The organism is Yersinia sp. Marseille-Q5920 (assembly GCF_946902935.1).
In the GTDB taxonomy this organism is placed as follows: Bacteria; Pseudomonadota; Gammaproteobacteria; order Enterobacterales; family Enterobacteriaceae; genus Yersinia; species Yersinia rochesterensis.
This window is the reverse complement of record NZ_CAMPQA010000002.1, coordinates 332,090-347,487: the sequence shown is the minus strand read 5'-3', so window position 1 is coordinate 347,487 and position 15,398 is coordinate 332,090. Positions and strand designations below refer to the sequence as shown.

Here is a 15,398-nt window from a genome sequence, read left to right as displayed (position 1 = left end):
CGCCGCGGCCTAAGCAGTGGGGGAGTTTGTTACTCTTTCCACAATATATGGCAAAGTTTATGGTCTTTTTCACGGCACAGCAGAACACGAGCAAATACATCGTTTATCTCTTCACCATCACTGTCCGCCAGACCAATGACCACCTCGGCGAAAAAGTCCGGATTTAAATCAAAATCGACATGTTCTTGCCAATCTTCAGCGGGATCAAACAACTCAGCACCACCGCGCTCTTCAAACTGAAGATTAAACAATAAAATATCTGCTGGATCGAGGTTGTCACCGGCCAGTTCCAGAAATATATCGTAAGCCTGCTCCAGCGTTTCATCTTCAGTCAGGCGGTTATTAAGATCCATTTGCAGATTCCCATTTGTCATTTACAGATTACGCTTATTAAAACATTCTCTATGCGGCTTTTACAATTAATATGCTATTGAAAGCGAATAACTCAGAGAATCTACAATTGGATGATTGTCAGTTTCCGATTGATTACAGGAATGGGCTGAAAAAGTAGAATAATCTTTCAGTTACGCGATGCCATAACGGGCGCTTATTCCACTGTTCGCCGTCTAATAATACCGAGCGAGCAATATAATCATCTTGGACTTGGGCTAAATCGGCACCAAAACCGTCATCGTCAATGACCAGTGTGATTTCAAAATTCAGCCATAAGCTGCGCATATCCAGGTTCACGGTTCCCACTAAACTTAACTGACCATCGACCAGGACACTCTTACTGTGCAGTAAACCGCCCTCAAATTGATAAATCTTAACCCCGGCTTCAAGTAATTCAGAGAAGAAAGCGCGGCTGGCCCAGCGAACCATCATTGAGTCATTATCGCGCGGAACGATAATGCTGACATCGACACCTCGCTGTGCCGCTGTACAGATGGCGTGCAGTAAATCATCACTTGGCACCAGATAAGGTGTGGTCATGACCAACTGTTTACGTGCTGCATACACGGCGGTCAACAATGCCTGATGAATCATTTCTTCAGGGAAGCCCGGGCCAGAAGCGATAACCTGAATAGTATGGCCGCTCTCTTCTTCGAACGGCATAATATGGTTATCGGGCGGCGGCGGCAAAATACGTTTGCCGGTCTCAATCTCCCAGTCGCAGGCATAGACGATGCCAATGGTTGTCGCCACTGGGCCTTCCATTCGCGCCATCATATCAATCCACTGACCGACACCCGCATCTTGTTTGAAGAAACGTGGGTCAACCATATTCATGCTGCCAGTGTAAGCAACATAGTTATCAATCAATACGACTTTACGATGTTGGCGCAAATCCATTCGGCGCAAAAATACCCGGAAGACATTCACTTTGAGCGCTTCGACTACCTCAATACCAGCATTGCGCATCATGGCCGGATAGGGGGTGCGGAAGAATTGCTGGCTACCGGCTGAATCTAGCATCAGTCGGCAATGGACACCGCGTCGCGCCGCAGCCATCAGGGATTCGGCCACTTGATCAACTAAGCCGCCCGGTTGCCAGATATAAAAAACCATTTCTATATTATGGCGAGCTAATTCAATATCGCGCACCAATGCTTTTAATGTGTCATCGGTGGTGGTTAATAACTGTAATTGATTGCCTTTAACGCCGCTGATCCCTTGGCGACGTTCACATAATTGGAATAATGGGGTCGCCACTTCGCTATTAGAACTGGCAAAGATATGTTGGCAATCTTTCAGTTCACTCAGCCAGCGCGCGGTGGACGGCCACATGGCTTTAGCTCGCTCAGCGCGCCGTTTACCCAGATGAAGCTCACCAAATGAGAGGTACGCGATGATGCCCACCAAAGGCAGAATATAGATAACAAGTAGCCATGCCATGGCCGAAGGAACAGCTCTGCGTTTCATGAGAATACGCAATGTAACCCCGGCAATAAGCAACCAATAGCCAAAAACTGAGAGCCAACTGATTACGGTGTAAAATGTTGTCATAAGGGCGGAAATCCTGTTCACAAACGGTCACTAAAGAGTGTACGCACAGTACGGCAAAGGCGAAACCTTTAATCGGATATATTAATGGATAAAGTCTTTTAAGCTAAGGGACTTGCAAGGACGAATATACAGATATAGTCGGCGATTTTTGTTTTTACCACAGTAAAGATTAGATGATTTAGCGCTAAACATGTGTTTTTTCCTCAGTGTACTTTTTTTCTCGGTGTGACTTGGCTCAAGAGATGAAAAGTTTATAATGGCCCGGTTCTCAGCTTGGAAAGAGTGGCTTCATGAGACGGAGTAAAAATGAGGTAGGCCGTTGGCGTATGTTGCGGCAACATCAGCGCAGAAGAAATCGCTGGCTTGAAGGTCAATCACGGCGCTATCGCCATATCTATAGTGTTCGGCAACTCCACGAGCATCAACATCGTAGAGCACTATTGTTCACTGTGGCTTATGAATGGTGATTCGCTGTGATGGTAATAAAAACAGTCTCTTTATGAGGCTGTTTTTGTTTTTTCCCGTGTGCAAATCCACAAGATATTTATTTTACGCCGAATAGCACTTGATATAATACACTTTTCATCTCTATTCTATCCCATGATTTTGCTAAAATAATGATATTGATAGGATATTTTTGAGAGATACTTTAGGCTTTAAATTTCACTTTTTTGCGCATAAAAACGGCTCCTATCCTAAATTATCAAAATACGATAATTCTGATGTTCATATTAATAATAAAAGGCGCAAAATAGTCTTTTCGCAGTTTATTTCACATCAGAATGCGTTCGCGCTACTCTATATATTCGGTCGCTTCGTTCTAATTTTTCAGTTTCAGGGGTGTTACTGTCGGGTTGTTCGAGGCGACCATTCCCTGATGAAATAAATGATTATGAAATAATAAACATTATGAACATTATGAACATTATGGTTATCTTGTATTTTCTTAGTTATCAATGTGTTATTTAATTTTTTATTTATCCCACTCATTTTCATCATCGTTTTTATTGATCAATAATAAAAAATTGATCAATTTTATCAATTGATCAATACTACAGTTCTCATCAAATAAAAGGATTTTACTGTGGATAGCAGACTAAACATTGCTGTTGATTGCACTTTTATCTGTGAACCGGTTTACAAACGTGACGGTAAGTTACTTGCAGTAGAGTTATTGAGTCGTTTTACCACAGCCTCTTTTAAATCGCCCATTTATACTGAGCGCTTCTTACATCAACTTAATGCTCAGATGAAAGCAAAATTATTGCGTACTCAATTATGTGAAGTAAAAAATCAGCAGCAGTGGTTTACTGAACATCAAATAATACTCTCAATAAATATAGATTTTGATATGGCAAATGCGGTGTTGAATGATGAAGAAGTCATATTGTTGTTGAGTTCAATGCCTTTTATCCGATTAGAAATAATGGAATGTTTTCCTAATCTCAGTGATGGTGCTGAGAATGCATTATTGAGTAAACTGGCTAAACGATACTCTCTCTGGTTGGACGATTTTGGTAGCGGTGATGCTCACATTGCAGCAGCAGCCAGCGGCTTTTTTGAATGTGTAAAAGTTGATAAGCACTATTATTGGCAATGGGGTGGGGGGGCCAGCTTTGACAATCTGGTCGTGAGTTTGCGCAGCCATTGCCAGCATGTGATTATTGAGGGTGTCGAAACTCACCAGCAGTTTAGCCAACTTGCCGATATGGGCATTGATGCCATGCAAGGTTATTTATTCAGTTCTTGCCCATTAGATGCGGTGAGCTACCTGCCTCTGCAATATGATCATTTTAATATTAGAGAATACCGTTAGCGGGGCATAAAGTGGGGGGAGAGGAAAGTAAAAATTTATCGATATGACATCAACTTAGGTAAACTTTTGCTGTGAATATCACAGTTATATCATGCGGTTCAGCGGATGATGTAATCCCTATTTCAGCAAAGGCTACAGTTAATGTCTCAATATAAATTAGCGAAAACAGTATTCTTCGGAGATTTGAAAATCAGCACGGCGCTGTATAAATATGAGATTTATTGTGAAGAGTCTGAGCTGATATATCACGCTGCAATTTATTCTGAACAAGTCATTGCTGCCGGCAAACATACTTATTCTGTCTGGGTAAGAAAAGACCATATGATCCTAAAATCTCCGGCGCATATGTTAGATAAAGCGGTAGATGCCTGTGAAGATCATTGGCTGAAACACTACAAAGTTTAGTCGGTCAGGTCATGGTGCAATCAAGCTAATACGCCTGGAGCCAGGCGTATGATTCCAATCAAAGTCATCATTAGAGTTAATCAAATAACTCTGACAGAAAACTTTTCTTTTTATAGTGCTTGGGCTTTGAATATCCGTGATGGTCGCGATCACGATCACTATTTCTTGGCTCAGCATAAGAGGCCGCAGGCGCGCTCTCAGTTGATTTTTCAATGATTTTATCAAGCTCTCCGCGATCAAGCCAAACACCACGGCAGTTCGGGCAATAATCAATCTCAATGCTTTTACGTTCAGACATAACCAGTTGGGTATCTTTGCATACTGGACACTGCATAGTCTTCATCTCCGCATTTAACAAAATGGCTTATCGTCTCGACATAAGAATCGATACAGAATTAGACATTAATTCTCTGTAATTATAAGTAAAGTTGATTAAATACATGTAATAACCCGGCAGTGTTCGGGAAATGCGAGCCAAAATCTGGCTGGGAATGGTAAGAAATATCTTCTTTCAAACAGCTGCCGCCATTAGGGGCGCGGCACCTTCATAATCTTTGATTCAAAATACACGTTTATAAGGTTTTACAATAACCGAGTGATATACCCCAGCGGCAACATAAGGGTCTTGTTCAGCCCAAGCCTCGGCTTCGTGCTGCGATTCAAATTCAGCTATCACTGTAGAACCGGTGAACCCAGCAGCACCAGGATCAGCACTGTCGATGGCGGGATTAGGGCCCGCCGTCAATAAACGGCCTTGATCTTGTAAGGTCTGTAAGCGCGCCAAATGTGCAGGGCGCACAGACAAGCGCTTCTCAAGTGAATCAGGGACATCGGTCGCAAAGATTATGTACAGCATGTTTCACCTTTTAAATGTATATACTTCAATATGATGATTTGTGTTTAGTGTTCCATAACACCATGTTCTATCCATAAATTCAATAATCTGCATAAAGGGTAGCATCTAAAATTCTCAGATGAATACACCGGTAATTTATAATGAAATAAAATGATAACTAAGCGTAAATGGAAAGTGTTATTTGGTAGATATTGCCGTTTAAAGCATCATTTAAAGCTGTTCAGTAAGATTGTTTGCTCATGCTTATTGAATATGATTGCTATTTGCATTTAAACTTAGCTGCATTAGAGGACACTGAATTATTATGCAGCTAAATAAAATTTTCCTGGGTCGACGGGTTACGTGGCCACTTGTATTTTCAGTAGGGCTACATGGCAGCGTCATTGCGGCGCTGCTGTATGTATCTGTAGAGCAAATGAATATACAGCCAGAGATAGAAGACGCGCCGCTGGCTGTCACCATGGTGAATATAGATACCTTCGCGGCACCTCAGCCAGCGGCGGCGGAGCCACAGGCTGAGCCGGAACCTGAACCCGAAGCTGTTGAAGAAGCACCGCCAGAGCCAGAAGTGCTGCCAGAGCCGGTACCTGTCCCGCTTCCTGAGCCGGTGAAACCGAAGCCGAAACCAAAACCGGTGAAAAAAGAAGTTAAAAAGCCAGAAGTGAAAAAACCGGATGTCAAAAAGACGGTTGCGCCACCGGATGACAAGCCGTTTAAGTCGGATGAACCCGCATTGGTTTCCACTAATGCACCGGTAAAATCTGCACCTAAGGCGACGGTGCCGGGGGTATCAACATCGGCCGGGCCAAGAGCACTCAGCAAAGCGAAGCCGAATTATCCTGCTCGGGCACTGGCCTTGGGGATTGAAGGGCAGGTTAAAGTACAATATGACATTGACGAAGATGGCCGAGTCACCAATGTGCAGATATTGGAAGCAACTCCGCGCAATACCTTTGAGCGCGAAGTGAAGCAGGTGATGCGCAAATGGCGTTTTGATGGGACGGACAAAAATCGCATTACCACTATCGTGTTCAAAATTGGTGGCACGACGGAAATGAACTAAGCAGTGATATGGCTGTTTGGCTATCTCCACGCTGCAATAAAAAGGGCCGCTTTATAGCGGCCCTTTTTGCATTTACCGGATAACTTTATGGTTATTGCGCCGCGCCAACTTCAAAATTTCGGCTGCCTTCAGGCAAGGCGCGGGCTTTACCTGCATCATCAACGGCCACATAGGTGAATACCGCTTCAGTGGCCTTATAGCGCTGTCCAATTGGCTCAGAAGAGACCTTTTTCACCCAGACTTCAATATTAATGGTAATAGAGCTGTGGCCAGACTTAATGCAGCGGGCATAACAACAAACCACGTCACCCACGGCAACCGGTTTGAGGAAAGTCATGCCATCAACCCGCACCGTGACGACTCGGCCATGGGCTATCTCTTTAGCTTGAATAGCGCCGCCAATGTCCATTTGTGACATCAACCAACCACCGAAAATATCCCCGTTGGCATTGGTATCGGCGGGCATCGCAAGGGTGCGAAGTACCAGCTCACCGTTGGGTAATACCGGTTCACCGCGAGGTGATATTTGTTCTTGGGTCATCATTGCCTACTATTTTAAATTATGACTTTTTCTGTTCTTCCGGCATATGTTTGTAGATATAAACGCCGCTGATGAGTGTGAATACCAGCGTCAGAGCCGTTAAGCCAAAGACTTTGAAATTGACCCAAATATCTTGTGGTAACCAGAACGCGACATAAATGTTCAGTAGCCCGCACACCAAGAAGAACACCGCCCAAGACAGGTTCAGTGTCGACCAAACGGTATCGGGCAAGGTCAGTTCTTTGCCAAGCATCCGCTGAATCAAGGGCTTTTTCATAAACCACTGGCTGATGAGCAACGCGACGGCGAACAAAACATACAGCACAGTCACTTTCCACTTAATAAATAAGTCACTGTGGAACGCCAGCGTCAAGGTACCAAATACCAGCACCATAATGGCGGTGACCAGTGTCATTTTTTCTACCTTGCGGTATTTGACCCAGGTAAAGGCCAGCGCTAACAATGTGGCGACAATCAGTGCCCCTGAAGCGACAAAAATGTCATACATTTTGTAGAAAACGAAAAACACGACCAATGGGAGAAAATCTAAAAGTTGCTTCATGAATCAATCCATCATTTATACACCGCCTGACTATACCGGATTCAGTGAGGTGAGGGTACCTGCGACAAAACACTATTATCCTTAATTATCTGCTGGAATGCGCGCTCTGCCAGCGGAATTTGCAGAAACTTACGATAAACACATAACAGATTTGGTCTGTATATTGCTAGTCAGATACTAACCCAGCATTATAAGTGATAGATATTGGGTTAAAGTTTGGTGGAGTTACTATGCAGAGAAAATCACTCCGGTATTGGATGCCGGGTTTGACCCAATTAATGGCTTATGAACGCGAATGGCTCAAGCCAGATATGAGAGCCGGGTTGTCGGTGGCGGCAGTGGCATTACCCATCGCCATCGCCTATGCGGAATTGACCGGTGTTAGTGCCGCCGTCGGCTTGTATTCTTGTATTTTGCCAATGATTGCTTATGCATTCTTTGGTTCATCGCGGCAATTGATTGTCGGGCCGGATGCAGCAACCTGCGCGGTAATAGCCGCGGTGGTTGCCCCATTGGCGGCGGGGAATAGCGAGGTTCACTGGCAGCTTACCATCATGATGACTCTGATGATGGGGACATGGTGCTTGGTGGCTAGCCGCTTCAAGTTGGGGGCGTTAGCGGATTTATTATCGCGGCCGATACTGACCGGCTTACTCAATGGGGTGGCGATCACCATTATTGTTGATCAATTAGGCAAAGTTTTTGGTTTTATGACCCGCCCGCCTCAATTGATCGAGCGGGTTTTGGCACTGCCGTATAATTTGGTTAACAGCCATTTACCTACTGTCGCGATTTCACTACTGACTTTTGTGGTGCTGTATGGCGTCAAGTGGTTACGGCCAAATTGGCCCGCGCCTTTGTTGGCGATTGTCATGGCGACCTTTGTCTCTTGGGCTGCCAATATGCAGCAATTTGGTGTTGGGGTGGTAGGGGGCTTTGAAGGCGGTTTGCCGATGGTGCATTGGCCTGATTTCCAGCCGGGTCTGTTACGTGACATGGTGATCCCGGCACTCAACCTCGCGGTAGTCAGCTTTGTCAGTATGATGCTCACGGCCCGCAGTTTTGCAGCGAAAAATGGTTATGAAGTCGATGCGGATGTCGAGCTGCGCGCGCTCGGTGTCACCAACATTGTTTCTGCTTTGTCTCAGGGTTTTGCCATCAGTGGAGCCAGCACCCGCACTGCGGTGAATGATGCCAATAATGGTAAAAGCCAGTTGGTGTCCATTATTGCCGCATTGGTTATCGCCATGGTATTGCTGTTTTTAACTCGCCCACTGCAATATATTCCGATAGCCGCACTGGGCGTGGTGCTGATTTATGCCGCCTGGTCTTTGCTCGGATTTAGGAGCTTATGGCAATTACGCAAACGTAATACGCAAGCTTTCTATTTGGCGATTTTTACTTTCGTCAGCGTGGTATTGGTCGGTGTTATCAGTGGCATTGGTTTGGCGGTATTGTTGGGGTTATTACAATTCTTGCGCACCGTTTTCCGCCCGACAGAGCAGTTATTGGGGGTGAATGCTGATGGCATGATCCATTCAATGCGCAGTGGAAATGGCATTAAACCCGTACCCGGCGTGATGATTTACCGTTTTAACTCGCCACTGACGTATTTCAACGTCGCCTATTTTAAACGGCGCATTCTGAATTTGGTCGACAGCACGCCACATCCAGCCAATTGGGTGGTGATTGATGCGGTTGCCAGCTTTACCTATGCGGATATCAGTGTGTTGGCGGCTATTGATGAGCTTAAGCGCGACTTAAAACAGCGCAATATTAAGCTGATATTGGCCGGGCGGCGCACTGAGTTGACGCGCTGGTTCCGGATTAATCGGCTGAAAAGTCATGATGATGACCTGATTTTGGTGCCCGATCTCTATTTAGCCCTCAAGCTGATTCAGAGTAAACAGCGGGTGGCAGAGAGACAAGAGCCGGAAACTGAACCGGAAATCAGTACAACAGCAAATGTATTGAATCCTGAATAACAAAAAGGGCCGTAATGGCCCTTTTCTGATTTTATCGGCACTGATGCTTATACGGCAACATCCGTTGGACGCAATAACATATATAAGCGGAACAGATACACCAGCAGTAATGCAGAAACCAGATTACTCAGTGAAGCTAAAACGACACTGGCAATTGGCGTCGGCAACACCGTCAGGTGATTGACCAAATACAGTAAAATTAGTTTAGCCGCTATCCACAGCATCATTGCCGGAATAATCAACCGCACATTGGCAAATGCCAATTTAGTGCTGGCTTTCATGGCGGCAAAAACGCCTATTTTTTCTGTCGTGACGATAGCAGGTGACAGGGAAAGTGCGACAGCAATGATGATACCCGGCACGATAAACAGGGTTATTCCCAACTGAATCAACAAGGTGCCGATGAACATCAGCAGCAGTAGGCGGGGTAAAATAGGCAGGGAGATGCCAATTGCCTGCAATGCGCTAACACGACGGCCTTGAGAAACCATAGAAATCAGCGTCAGCATGCCACCGACTAATAATACGTTACCGATTAATGCAGAAAAAGTTGCCGCCGCTGACACTTTGAGCAGCACAATCTGTTGCTCCGGTGTGAGCTGCGCCACTAATTCTGTAATGCTGAGATTGCCTGATGACGCGAAATCACTTTCTGTAGAACTTAAACTACTCAATTGTTCAGTATCAGGGATAAATGCCTGATTTAACATGACGGTAATGAACGCAGTCAGCAGCGCCAGCAACAGAATGGCGGGTAGCTGATTGCGTAGAAAGTTAAAACTGTCACGGTATAAAGTGTTAGCCGTGATAGGCATGAAAGCTCCTTGGGATGAAAAAATAGCGCTTAGCCGATGATTATACCTTGTTATGGCGCGCTGTGGGATCCCGTCATTGGTCAACGGCGGATTTCTTCTACTCTCATTATCTGGATGTTATCAACAGGTAAGGGTGGCAAGCATGACCACTGTTGTCTTTTTCAGCCATGGTTCTGAGCACAATTTGATGTAAACAGCCATTTATGATCCAGATCAATTTCAATGTTATTAAGGAATTAAATAACCCTACTTAATTTAGGATTTATTCAAGTTGTTACGAAAGATGTGATCTCGATTGGATCATGAATACTTATTTGTAGGTATATTCTGTTCGCGAATATACCTACAAATGGAATGGATAATGAAAAAAGTCACTTTGGCATTGTTAGCCGTAGCAACTCTGGCATCGACTGCGGTAAGTGCGCACCAAGCAGGCGATTATATTTTCCGGGCAGGGACGGCAACTGTCAGACCCAATACCGGGTCTGATGATGTGCTAGGTTATGGTTCTTTCAAAGCGGATAACAATACCCAGTTGGGTCTGACCTTCAGTTATCTGGTTACTGATAACATCGGGGTTGAACTTTTGGCCGCGACGCCGTTTCGTCATAAGGTTGGCCTTGGGCCGACCGGCGATATTGCAGAAGTTAAGCAATTGCCACCGACATTAATGGCACAATATTATTTCCGAGATAAACAAGACAAATTGCGCCCATACCTGGGGATAGGTCTGAACTACACCACGTTCTTTGATGAGAAATTCAACAATACCGGCACTTCTGCTGGGCTGACGGATTTAAGTGTCAAAGACTCTTGGGGTGTAGCCGGTCAGGCCGGTTTGGATTACATGGTCAGCGAAAATTGGATGGTGAATATGTCTGTCTGGTGGATGAATATCGAAACTGACGTGAAATTCAAAGCAGCAGGTCAAGAGCAAAGTATTCATACCCGTCTTGATCCATGGGTGTTTATGTTTGGCGCTGGCTATCGTTTCTAATTATCCTTCGTCCTTGGCGTTACAGCGGTGTTAGCTGCGCTCACTCACCCGAATCACTGACTTGAGTCAGCTCATCGGGACTCGTTTGCTGGCTGCCTTGCTGTAACACCAATGACTTTGGCTAATCCGACTTGAGGCGTTACAGCGGTGTTAGCTGCGCTCACTTACCTGAATCACTGATGTGTATTAAAAAGGAGGCGCAGGAATGCGCCTCCGAGAGGGGGATTACTTGATAAGCATCTGATCACTAACAGATTTCACCCCAGGTACACCACGGGTAATCTGTACCGCGCGGTTAGCATCCTGACGCGAGCTAACAAAACCACTCAGTTGAACCCGCCCTTTGAACGTCTCAACACTGATTTCAGTCGATTTTAGATTCTTCTCACCCAGCAGCGCAGTTTTCACTTTCGTGGTAACCACGGTATCATCCAGATAACCACCAGTCCCTTCCGATTTTGCTGTAGGCGCACAAGCAGATATTGCCATCGCCATGACCACTGCAATACATAAGGCTGCCAAGGTCTTAAAAATCTTCATAAATGACTCTCCATGTTTAGCTCAAAGTACTATTAACTCATATTTCACTCAGGGGTGCTGACACTCACCACATCTTAAATGTAAAAAATGCGTAGTGTGTTACACATTATTAGTATTGGTGATGAATGGTTTTTATACAACTTTATGCTGAATAGACCGCGAGAAAAGTATTGAAAATAAGGAAGATATACCCTAACTAATGCGAGTTGCAGGAAAGTTTTACAGAGGCGAAGTCTATGGACGGGCGAGTAATGAAAACCGCCAACGCACATGCAGCTTGAAGTATGGCGGGTAGAGCGCCTGAACTGGGACATCAGGCGCTCAGAGCAAACTAGTTGCGGGTAGCGGCTTTCATTTTAGTCACAAAACTCGCCAATTGCGCGAGCATCTCTGTGGGCTGTGAGACATTGTTTTCAATGATTTTGACAATTGCAGAACCCGAAATAGCCCCTGCAGCCCCGGCCGCCAGACTGATTTTTACCTGTTCTGGTTCTGAAATACCAAAACCTTGCAGGGCTGGCGCGGCATTATATTCACGCAGTTTATCTATTAAATGATTCAAAGGCTGGTGGCCATGATTCTCTGCACCGGTCACACCCGCACGAGAAAGCAGATAGGTATAGCCACGACCGTGAGAGGCAATTTCTCGCAACAAATCATCATCGGCATTAGGCGGGCAGATAAAGATAGGCGCAATGCCGTGGCGCAAGGCCGCTGTGCGGAACGGCAGTGACTCTTCAAACGGCACGTCAGCAATCAGCACCGAGTCGACACCTACATCAGCGCAGCGCTGATAGAAAGTATCAATTCCGTTATGGAATACCAGATTTGCATACATTAGCAGCCCAATAGGAATGGTAGGGTGCTTTTGGCGAATTTCTGCCAGCATTTCAAAACAAATACTCGGGGTAACACCGGCGGCGAAAGCACGTAGCGCCGCATTTTGAATCGTCGGGCCATCCGCCAATGGGTCAGAGAAGGGAATACCCAGCTCCAATGCATCGGCACCGGCGGCAATTAAGGTGTCGATAATCTCTAAAGAAAGCGCCGGTGTTGGGTCACCAAGTTGGACGAAAGGAACAAACGCGCCTTCTTTTTTGGCGGCCAATTGTTGGAAAAGCTGCTGATAACGCTCCATTAAATTTCTCCCCGTGCTTTCAGGATATCGTGAACAGTGAAAATATCTTTATCACCACGCCCGGACAGATTCACCACCAATATCTGTTCTTTTTCCGGTGAAGCTTTAATCATTTTTAAAGCATGTGCCAGTGCATGGGACGATTCCAATGCCGGGATAATCCCTTCTTTACACGACAGCGCTTTAAATGCTTCCAGAGCTTCATCGTCGGTCACGGAAACATAGTCAGCGCGCCCGATGCTGTTCAAATAAGCATGTTGCGGCCCCACTGACGGGAAGTCTAAACCCGCAGAAATTGAGTAAGATTCTTCAATTTGACCATCACTGGTTTGCATCATCGGCGATTTCATACCGAAGTAGATACCCACTTTACCGTGTTTGAGGGGCGCGCCATGTTGACCGGTTTCGATACCCAGCCCCGCCGGTTCGACACCAATCAGCCCAACACCCGGCTCATCGATAAAATCAGCAAACATCCCAATGGCGTTAGAACCGCCACCGATGCATGCCAGCACGGCATCTGGCAGACGGCCTTCTCTGTCCAGCATTTGTGCTTTAGTTTCTTCGCCGATCATCCGTTGGAACTCACGCACAATAGTCGGATAAGGGTGCGGGCCAGCGGCGGTTCCCAGCATATAGTGGGCGGTTTCGTAGCTACCAGACCAGTCACGCAGGGCTTCATTACAAGCATCTTTCAATGTTGAGGAGCCACTGTGCACCGGAATAACTTCCGCTCCCATCAAGCGCATGCGGAATACGTTGGGTGACTGGCGCTCAATATCTTTAGCGCCCATATAAATGCGGCATTTTAAGCCGAGCAGCGCGCAGGCTAACGCTGACGCCACACCATGCTGACCGGCACCGGTTTCAGCAATGATTTCTGTCTTACCCATGCGTTTTGCTAATAAAGCTTGGCCTAACACCTGATTTGTTTTGTGCGCACCGCCGTGTAACAGGTCTTCGCGTTTCAGATATAACTTGGTTTTAGTCCCCGCGGTCAAATTTTGACACAGGGTCAGAGCGGTGGGACGCCCGGCATAGTTCTTGAGCAAATCCTGAAATTCCGCCTGGAACTCAGGGTCTAACTGAGCACTGACAAAAGCCTCTTCCAATTGCTTTAATGCTGGCATCAGAATCTGGGGGACATACATGCCCCCGAACTCGCCAAAATAGGGATTCAATGTGGTCATTTTTCTGTCCTTTATATACCCGTCATCTTTCAAACTGCAGGTGTGTTGGCTGCACTCGCTAACCCGAATCACTTACTTGTGTAAGCTCATCGGGATTATCTTGCTTACCGCCTTCCTGCATCTTGAAATCTATTGGGTATAGGGTTAACCCAAATGTGTTTATGATTTAATAGGTGCGTAATGTCTGGAATACCGCGGCAATCTTTTGAGGATCTTTAATGCCGGGGGCGCTTTCGACACCGGAATTGAGATCCAGGCCAGCAGCACCCAATTGGGCCGCAGCACCGCAGTTATCCGGCCCTAATCCACCCGCCAGCAATACGTTATTCAATGGCTGGCCGGCTAATAATGACCAGTCAAAGCGTTGACCGGTGCCACCTTGGCCATTATCCAAAACATAGCGCTCGACATGCTGTAAATTGCGTGCTGGCACCGTGTCACTGACACTCAATGCCTTCCAAATTTGGCAACTGGCGGGCAATATTTCGCGCAGTTGGTTGATATAGGCTTGATCTTCATGCCCATGTAATTGCACGGCGGTTAGTGACAGGCGCTCGGCAGTTTGTTGTATAGTTTCGATTTCGGCATCACGGAACACCCCGACATATTTTAGCGGCGCACCACTAATAACTGTGCGGGCGCGTGCAATATCCACATAACGTGGTGAATTGCCGACAAAAATCAACCCGCCATATACAGCACCGGCCTGGTAAGCGGCGGTAGCGTCTTGGGCGCGGGTCAGCCCGCAGACTTTATTCTCGCCCAGCAATACGCGGCGTACCGCAGCATTCAGATCGGGTTCGGACATCAACGCGCTGCCAATCAGGAAACCGTTGGCAAAGTGGCCGAGTTCACGCACTTGCTGGTAGTTATTGATGCCGGATTCGCTGATGACCGTCACGCCCTCGGGTAAGCGGGGAGCCAATTCGCGGGTGCGATCAAGGCTGATAGACAAGTCGCGTAAGTCACGGTTATTGATACCGACGACTTTCGCCTCTAATGCAATGGCGCGTTCCAGCTCCTCGGCGTTGCTGGCCTCCGTCAACACGCCCATATTCAGGCTATGAGCCACGGCGGCCAGTTGGCGGTAAGTTTCATCATCAAGCACAGATAACATCAGCAAAATAGCATCTGCCTGATAAAAACGGGCGAGCTGGATTTGGTAAGCATCAATAATAAAATCTTTGCACAAGACCGGTTGAGTCACTACGGCACTGACTTGCGGCAAGAAATCAAAACTGCCCTGAAAGTATTTTTCATCGGTCAATACCGAGATAGCCGAGGCGTAATTTTTGTAAACTGCGGCAATCTCAGCCGGGTTAAAATTATCGCGAATGACACCCTTGGACGGCGATGCTTTTTTGCATTCCAGAATAAACACCGTTTTGTCGCCCCGTAGCGCGTGATAAAAATCGCGCTGGCTCGGGGTAATGTCATTTTGGAAGCTGGCCAGAGGCTGTTGCAATTTCCGCGCAGCAAGCCAGATTTCCTTATCGCCCACTATTTTGTGGAGTACAGTTTTGTTAAGCCCAGTATCCTGCAT

The 15,398-nt window shown here is 46.3% G+C and carries 17 protein-coding genes; 6 read left to right on the top strand and 11 right to left on the bottom strand.

What is annotated here, in order from left to right; translation table 11 throughout:
• Positions 1 to 29 precede the first annotated feature (29 nt).
• Both OVO64_RS04235 and cls read right to left on the bottom strand, forming a co-directional pair.
• Entirely contained in the window at positions 30 to 359 is a 330-nt protein-coding gene (locus tag OVO64_RS04235) for an HI1450 family dsDNA-mimic protein (RefSeq protein ID WP_196333107.1), read from the bottom strand.
• 127 nt (positions 360 to 486) lie between these two features.
• Positions 487 to 1,947 carry a cardiolipin synthase gene (gene cls / locus OVO64_RS04230; protein WP_038633191.1) on the bottom strand — a complete coding sequence of 487 codons (1,461 nt, stop codon included), beginning with the start codon at positions 1,945 to 1,947 and terminating at the stop codon, positions 487 to 489.
• Between the two features lie 290 nt (positions 1,948 to 2,237).
• On the opposite strand from cls, the gene OVO64_RS04225 reads away from it, so the two are divergent.
• From OVO64_RS04225 to OVO64_RS04215, 3 genes are all read left to right on the top strand, one after another.
• Positions 2,238 to 2,414: a YciY family protein gene (locus tag OVO64_RS04225; protein WP_071777623.1), complete on the top strand. Its 177-nt coding sequence runs from the start codon at positions 2,238 to 2,240 to the stop codon at positions 2,412 to 2,414.
• Between the two features lie 617 nt (positions 2,415 to 3,031).
• Complete coding sequence (locus tag OVO64_RS04220) at positions 3,032 to 3,763, top strand: EAL domain-containing protein (RefSeq protein WP_267248639.1); 732 nt, start codon at positions 3,032 to 3,034, stop codon at positions 3,761 to 3,763.
• Between the two features lie 141 nt (positions 3,764 to 3,904).
• Entirely contained in the window at positions 3,905 to 4,168 is a 264-nt protein-coding gene (locus tag OVO64_RS04215) for a hypothetical protein (RefSeq protein WP_038633186.1), read from the top strand.
• 76 nt (positions 4,169 to 4,244) lie between these two features.
• Here OVO64_RS04215 and OVO64_RS04210 read toward each other — a convergent pair whose 3' ends face one another.
• The gene (locus OVO64_RS04210) at positions 4,245 to 4,502 is read right to left on the bottom strand and encodes a zf-TFIIB domain-containing protein (protein WP_038633183.1); all 258 of its coding nucleotides are present in this window, start codon (positions 4,500 to 4,502) and stop codon (positions 4,245 to 4,247) included.
• Between the two features lie 225 nt (positions 4,503 to 4,727).
• Entirely contained in the window at positions 4,728 to 5,024 is a 297-nt protein-coding gene (locus tag OVO64_RS04205; RefSeq protein WP_038633181.1) for a YciI family protein, read from the bottom strand.
• 304 nt (positions 5,025 to 5,328) lie between these two features.
• On the opposite strand from OVO64_RS04205, the gene tonB reads away from it, so the two are divergent.
• Positions 5,329 to 6,087, top strand: a complete 759-nt coding sequence (gene tonB, locus OVO64_RS04200; RefSeq protein WP_145586961.1) for a TonB system transport protein TonB — start codon at positions 5,329 to 5,331, stop codon at positions 6,085 to 6,087.
• A 91-nt stretch (positions 6,088 to 6,178) separates the two neighbouring features.
• On the opposite strand, the gene yciA is transcribed toward tonB, so the two are convergent.
• Both yciA and OVO64_RS04190 read right to left on the bottom strand, forming a co-directional pair.
• Positions 6,179 to 6,628 (bottom strand): acyl-CoA thioester hydrolase YciA, encoded by a 450-nt coding sequence (gene yciA, locus OVO64_RS04195; protein WP_038639539.1) that lies wholly within the window; start codon positions 6,626 to 6,628, stop codon positions 6,179 to 6,181.
• Between the two features lie 19 nt (positions 6,629 to 6,647).
• Complete coding sequence (locus OVO64_RS04190) at positions 6,648 to 7,190, bottom strand: septation protein A (RefSeq protein WP_038633175.1); 543 nt, start codon at positions 7,188 to 7,190, stop codon at positions 6,648 to 6,650.
• 230 nt (positions 7,191 to 7,420) lie between these two features.
• Here OVO64_RS04190 and OVO64_RS04185 point away from each other — a divergent pair, with 230 nt between their 5' ends.
• Entirely contained in the window at positions 7,421 to 9,175 is a 1,755-nt protein-coding gene (locus OVO64_RS04185; protein WP_038633172.1) for a SulP family inorganic anion transporter, read from the top strand.
• A 47-nt stretch (positions 9,176 to 9,222) separates the two neighbouring features.
• Here OVO64_RS04185 and OVO64_RS04180 read toward each other — a convergent pair whose 3' ends face one another.
• Complete coding sequence (locus OVO64_RS04180; protein ID WP_038633170.1) at positions 9,223 to 9,990, bottom strand: YciC family protein; 768 nt, start codon at positions 9,988 to 9,990, stop codon at positions 9,223 to 9,225.
• Positions 9,991 to 10,351: 361 nt separating this feature from the next.
• Here OVO64_RS04180 and ompW point away from each other — a divergent pair, with 361 nt between their 5' ends.
• Positions 10,352 to 10,987 carry an outer membrane protein OmpW gene (gene ompW / locus OVO64_RS04175; protein WP_072089123.1) on the top strand — a complete coding sequence of 212 codons (636 nt, stop codon included), beginning with the start codon at positions 10,352 to 10,354 and terminating at the stop codon, positions 10,985 to 10,987.
• 225 nt (positions 10,988 to 11,212) lie between these two features.
• Here the strand turns inward: ompW and OVO64_RS04170 are convergent, their stop codons facing one another.
• The 4 genes from OVO64_RS04170 to trpCF all read right to left on the bottom strand — a co-directional run bounded on the left by OVO64_RS04170 (position 11,213) and on the right by trpCF (position 15,398).
• Positions 11,213 to 11,527, bottom strand: coding sequence for a BON domain-containing protein (locus tag OVO64_RS04170; protein ID WP_038633164.1), 315 nt, complete (start codon positions 11,525 to 11,527; stop codon positions 11,213 to 11,215).
• A 331-nt stretch (positions 11,528 to 11,858) separates the two neighbouring features.
• The gene (trpA, locus tag OVO64_RS04165; RefSeq protein ID WP_038633161.1) at positions 11,859 to 12,665 is read right to left on the bottom strand and encodes a tryptophan synthase subunit alpha; all 807 of its coding nucleotides are present in this window, start codon (positions 12,663 to 12,665) and stop codon (positions 11,859 to 11,861) included.
• Entirely contained in the window at positions 12,665 to 13,855 is a 1,191-nt protein-coding gene (gene trpB / locus OVO64_RS04160; protein WP_050113570.1) for a tryptophan synthase subunit beta, read from the bottom strand. The genes trpA and trpB overlap by 1 nt, the downstream gene beginning before the upstream one ends.
• Before the next feature lie 166 nt (positions 13,856 to 14,021).
• On the bottom strand, positions 14,022 to 15,398 hold the full coding sequence (gene trpCF / locus OVO64_RS04155; protein WP_145588289.1) for a bifunctional indole-3-glycerol-phosphate synthase TrpC/phosphoribosylanthranilate isomerase TrpF: 1,377 nt from the start codon (positions 15,396 to 15,398) through the stop codon (positions 14,022 to 14,024).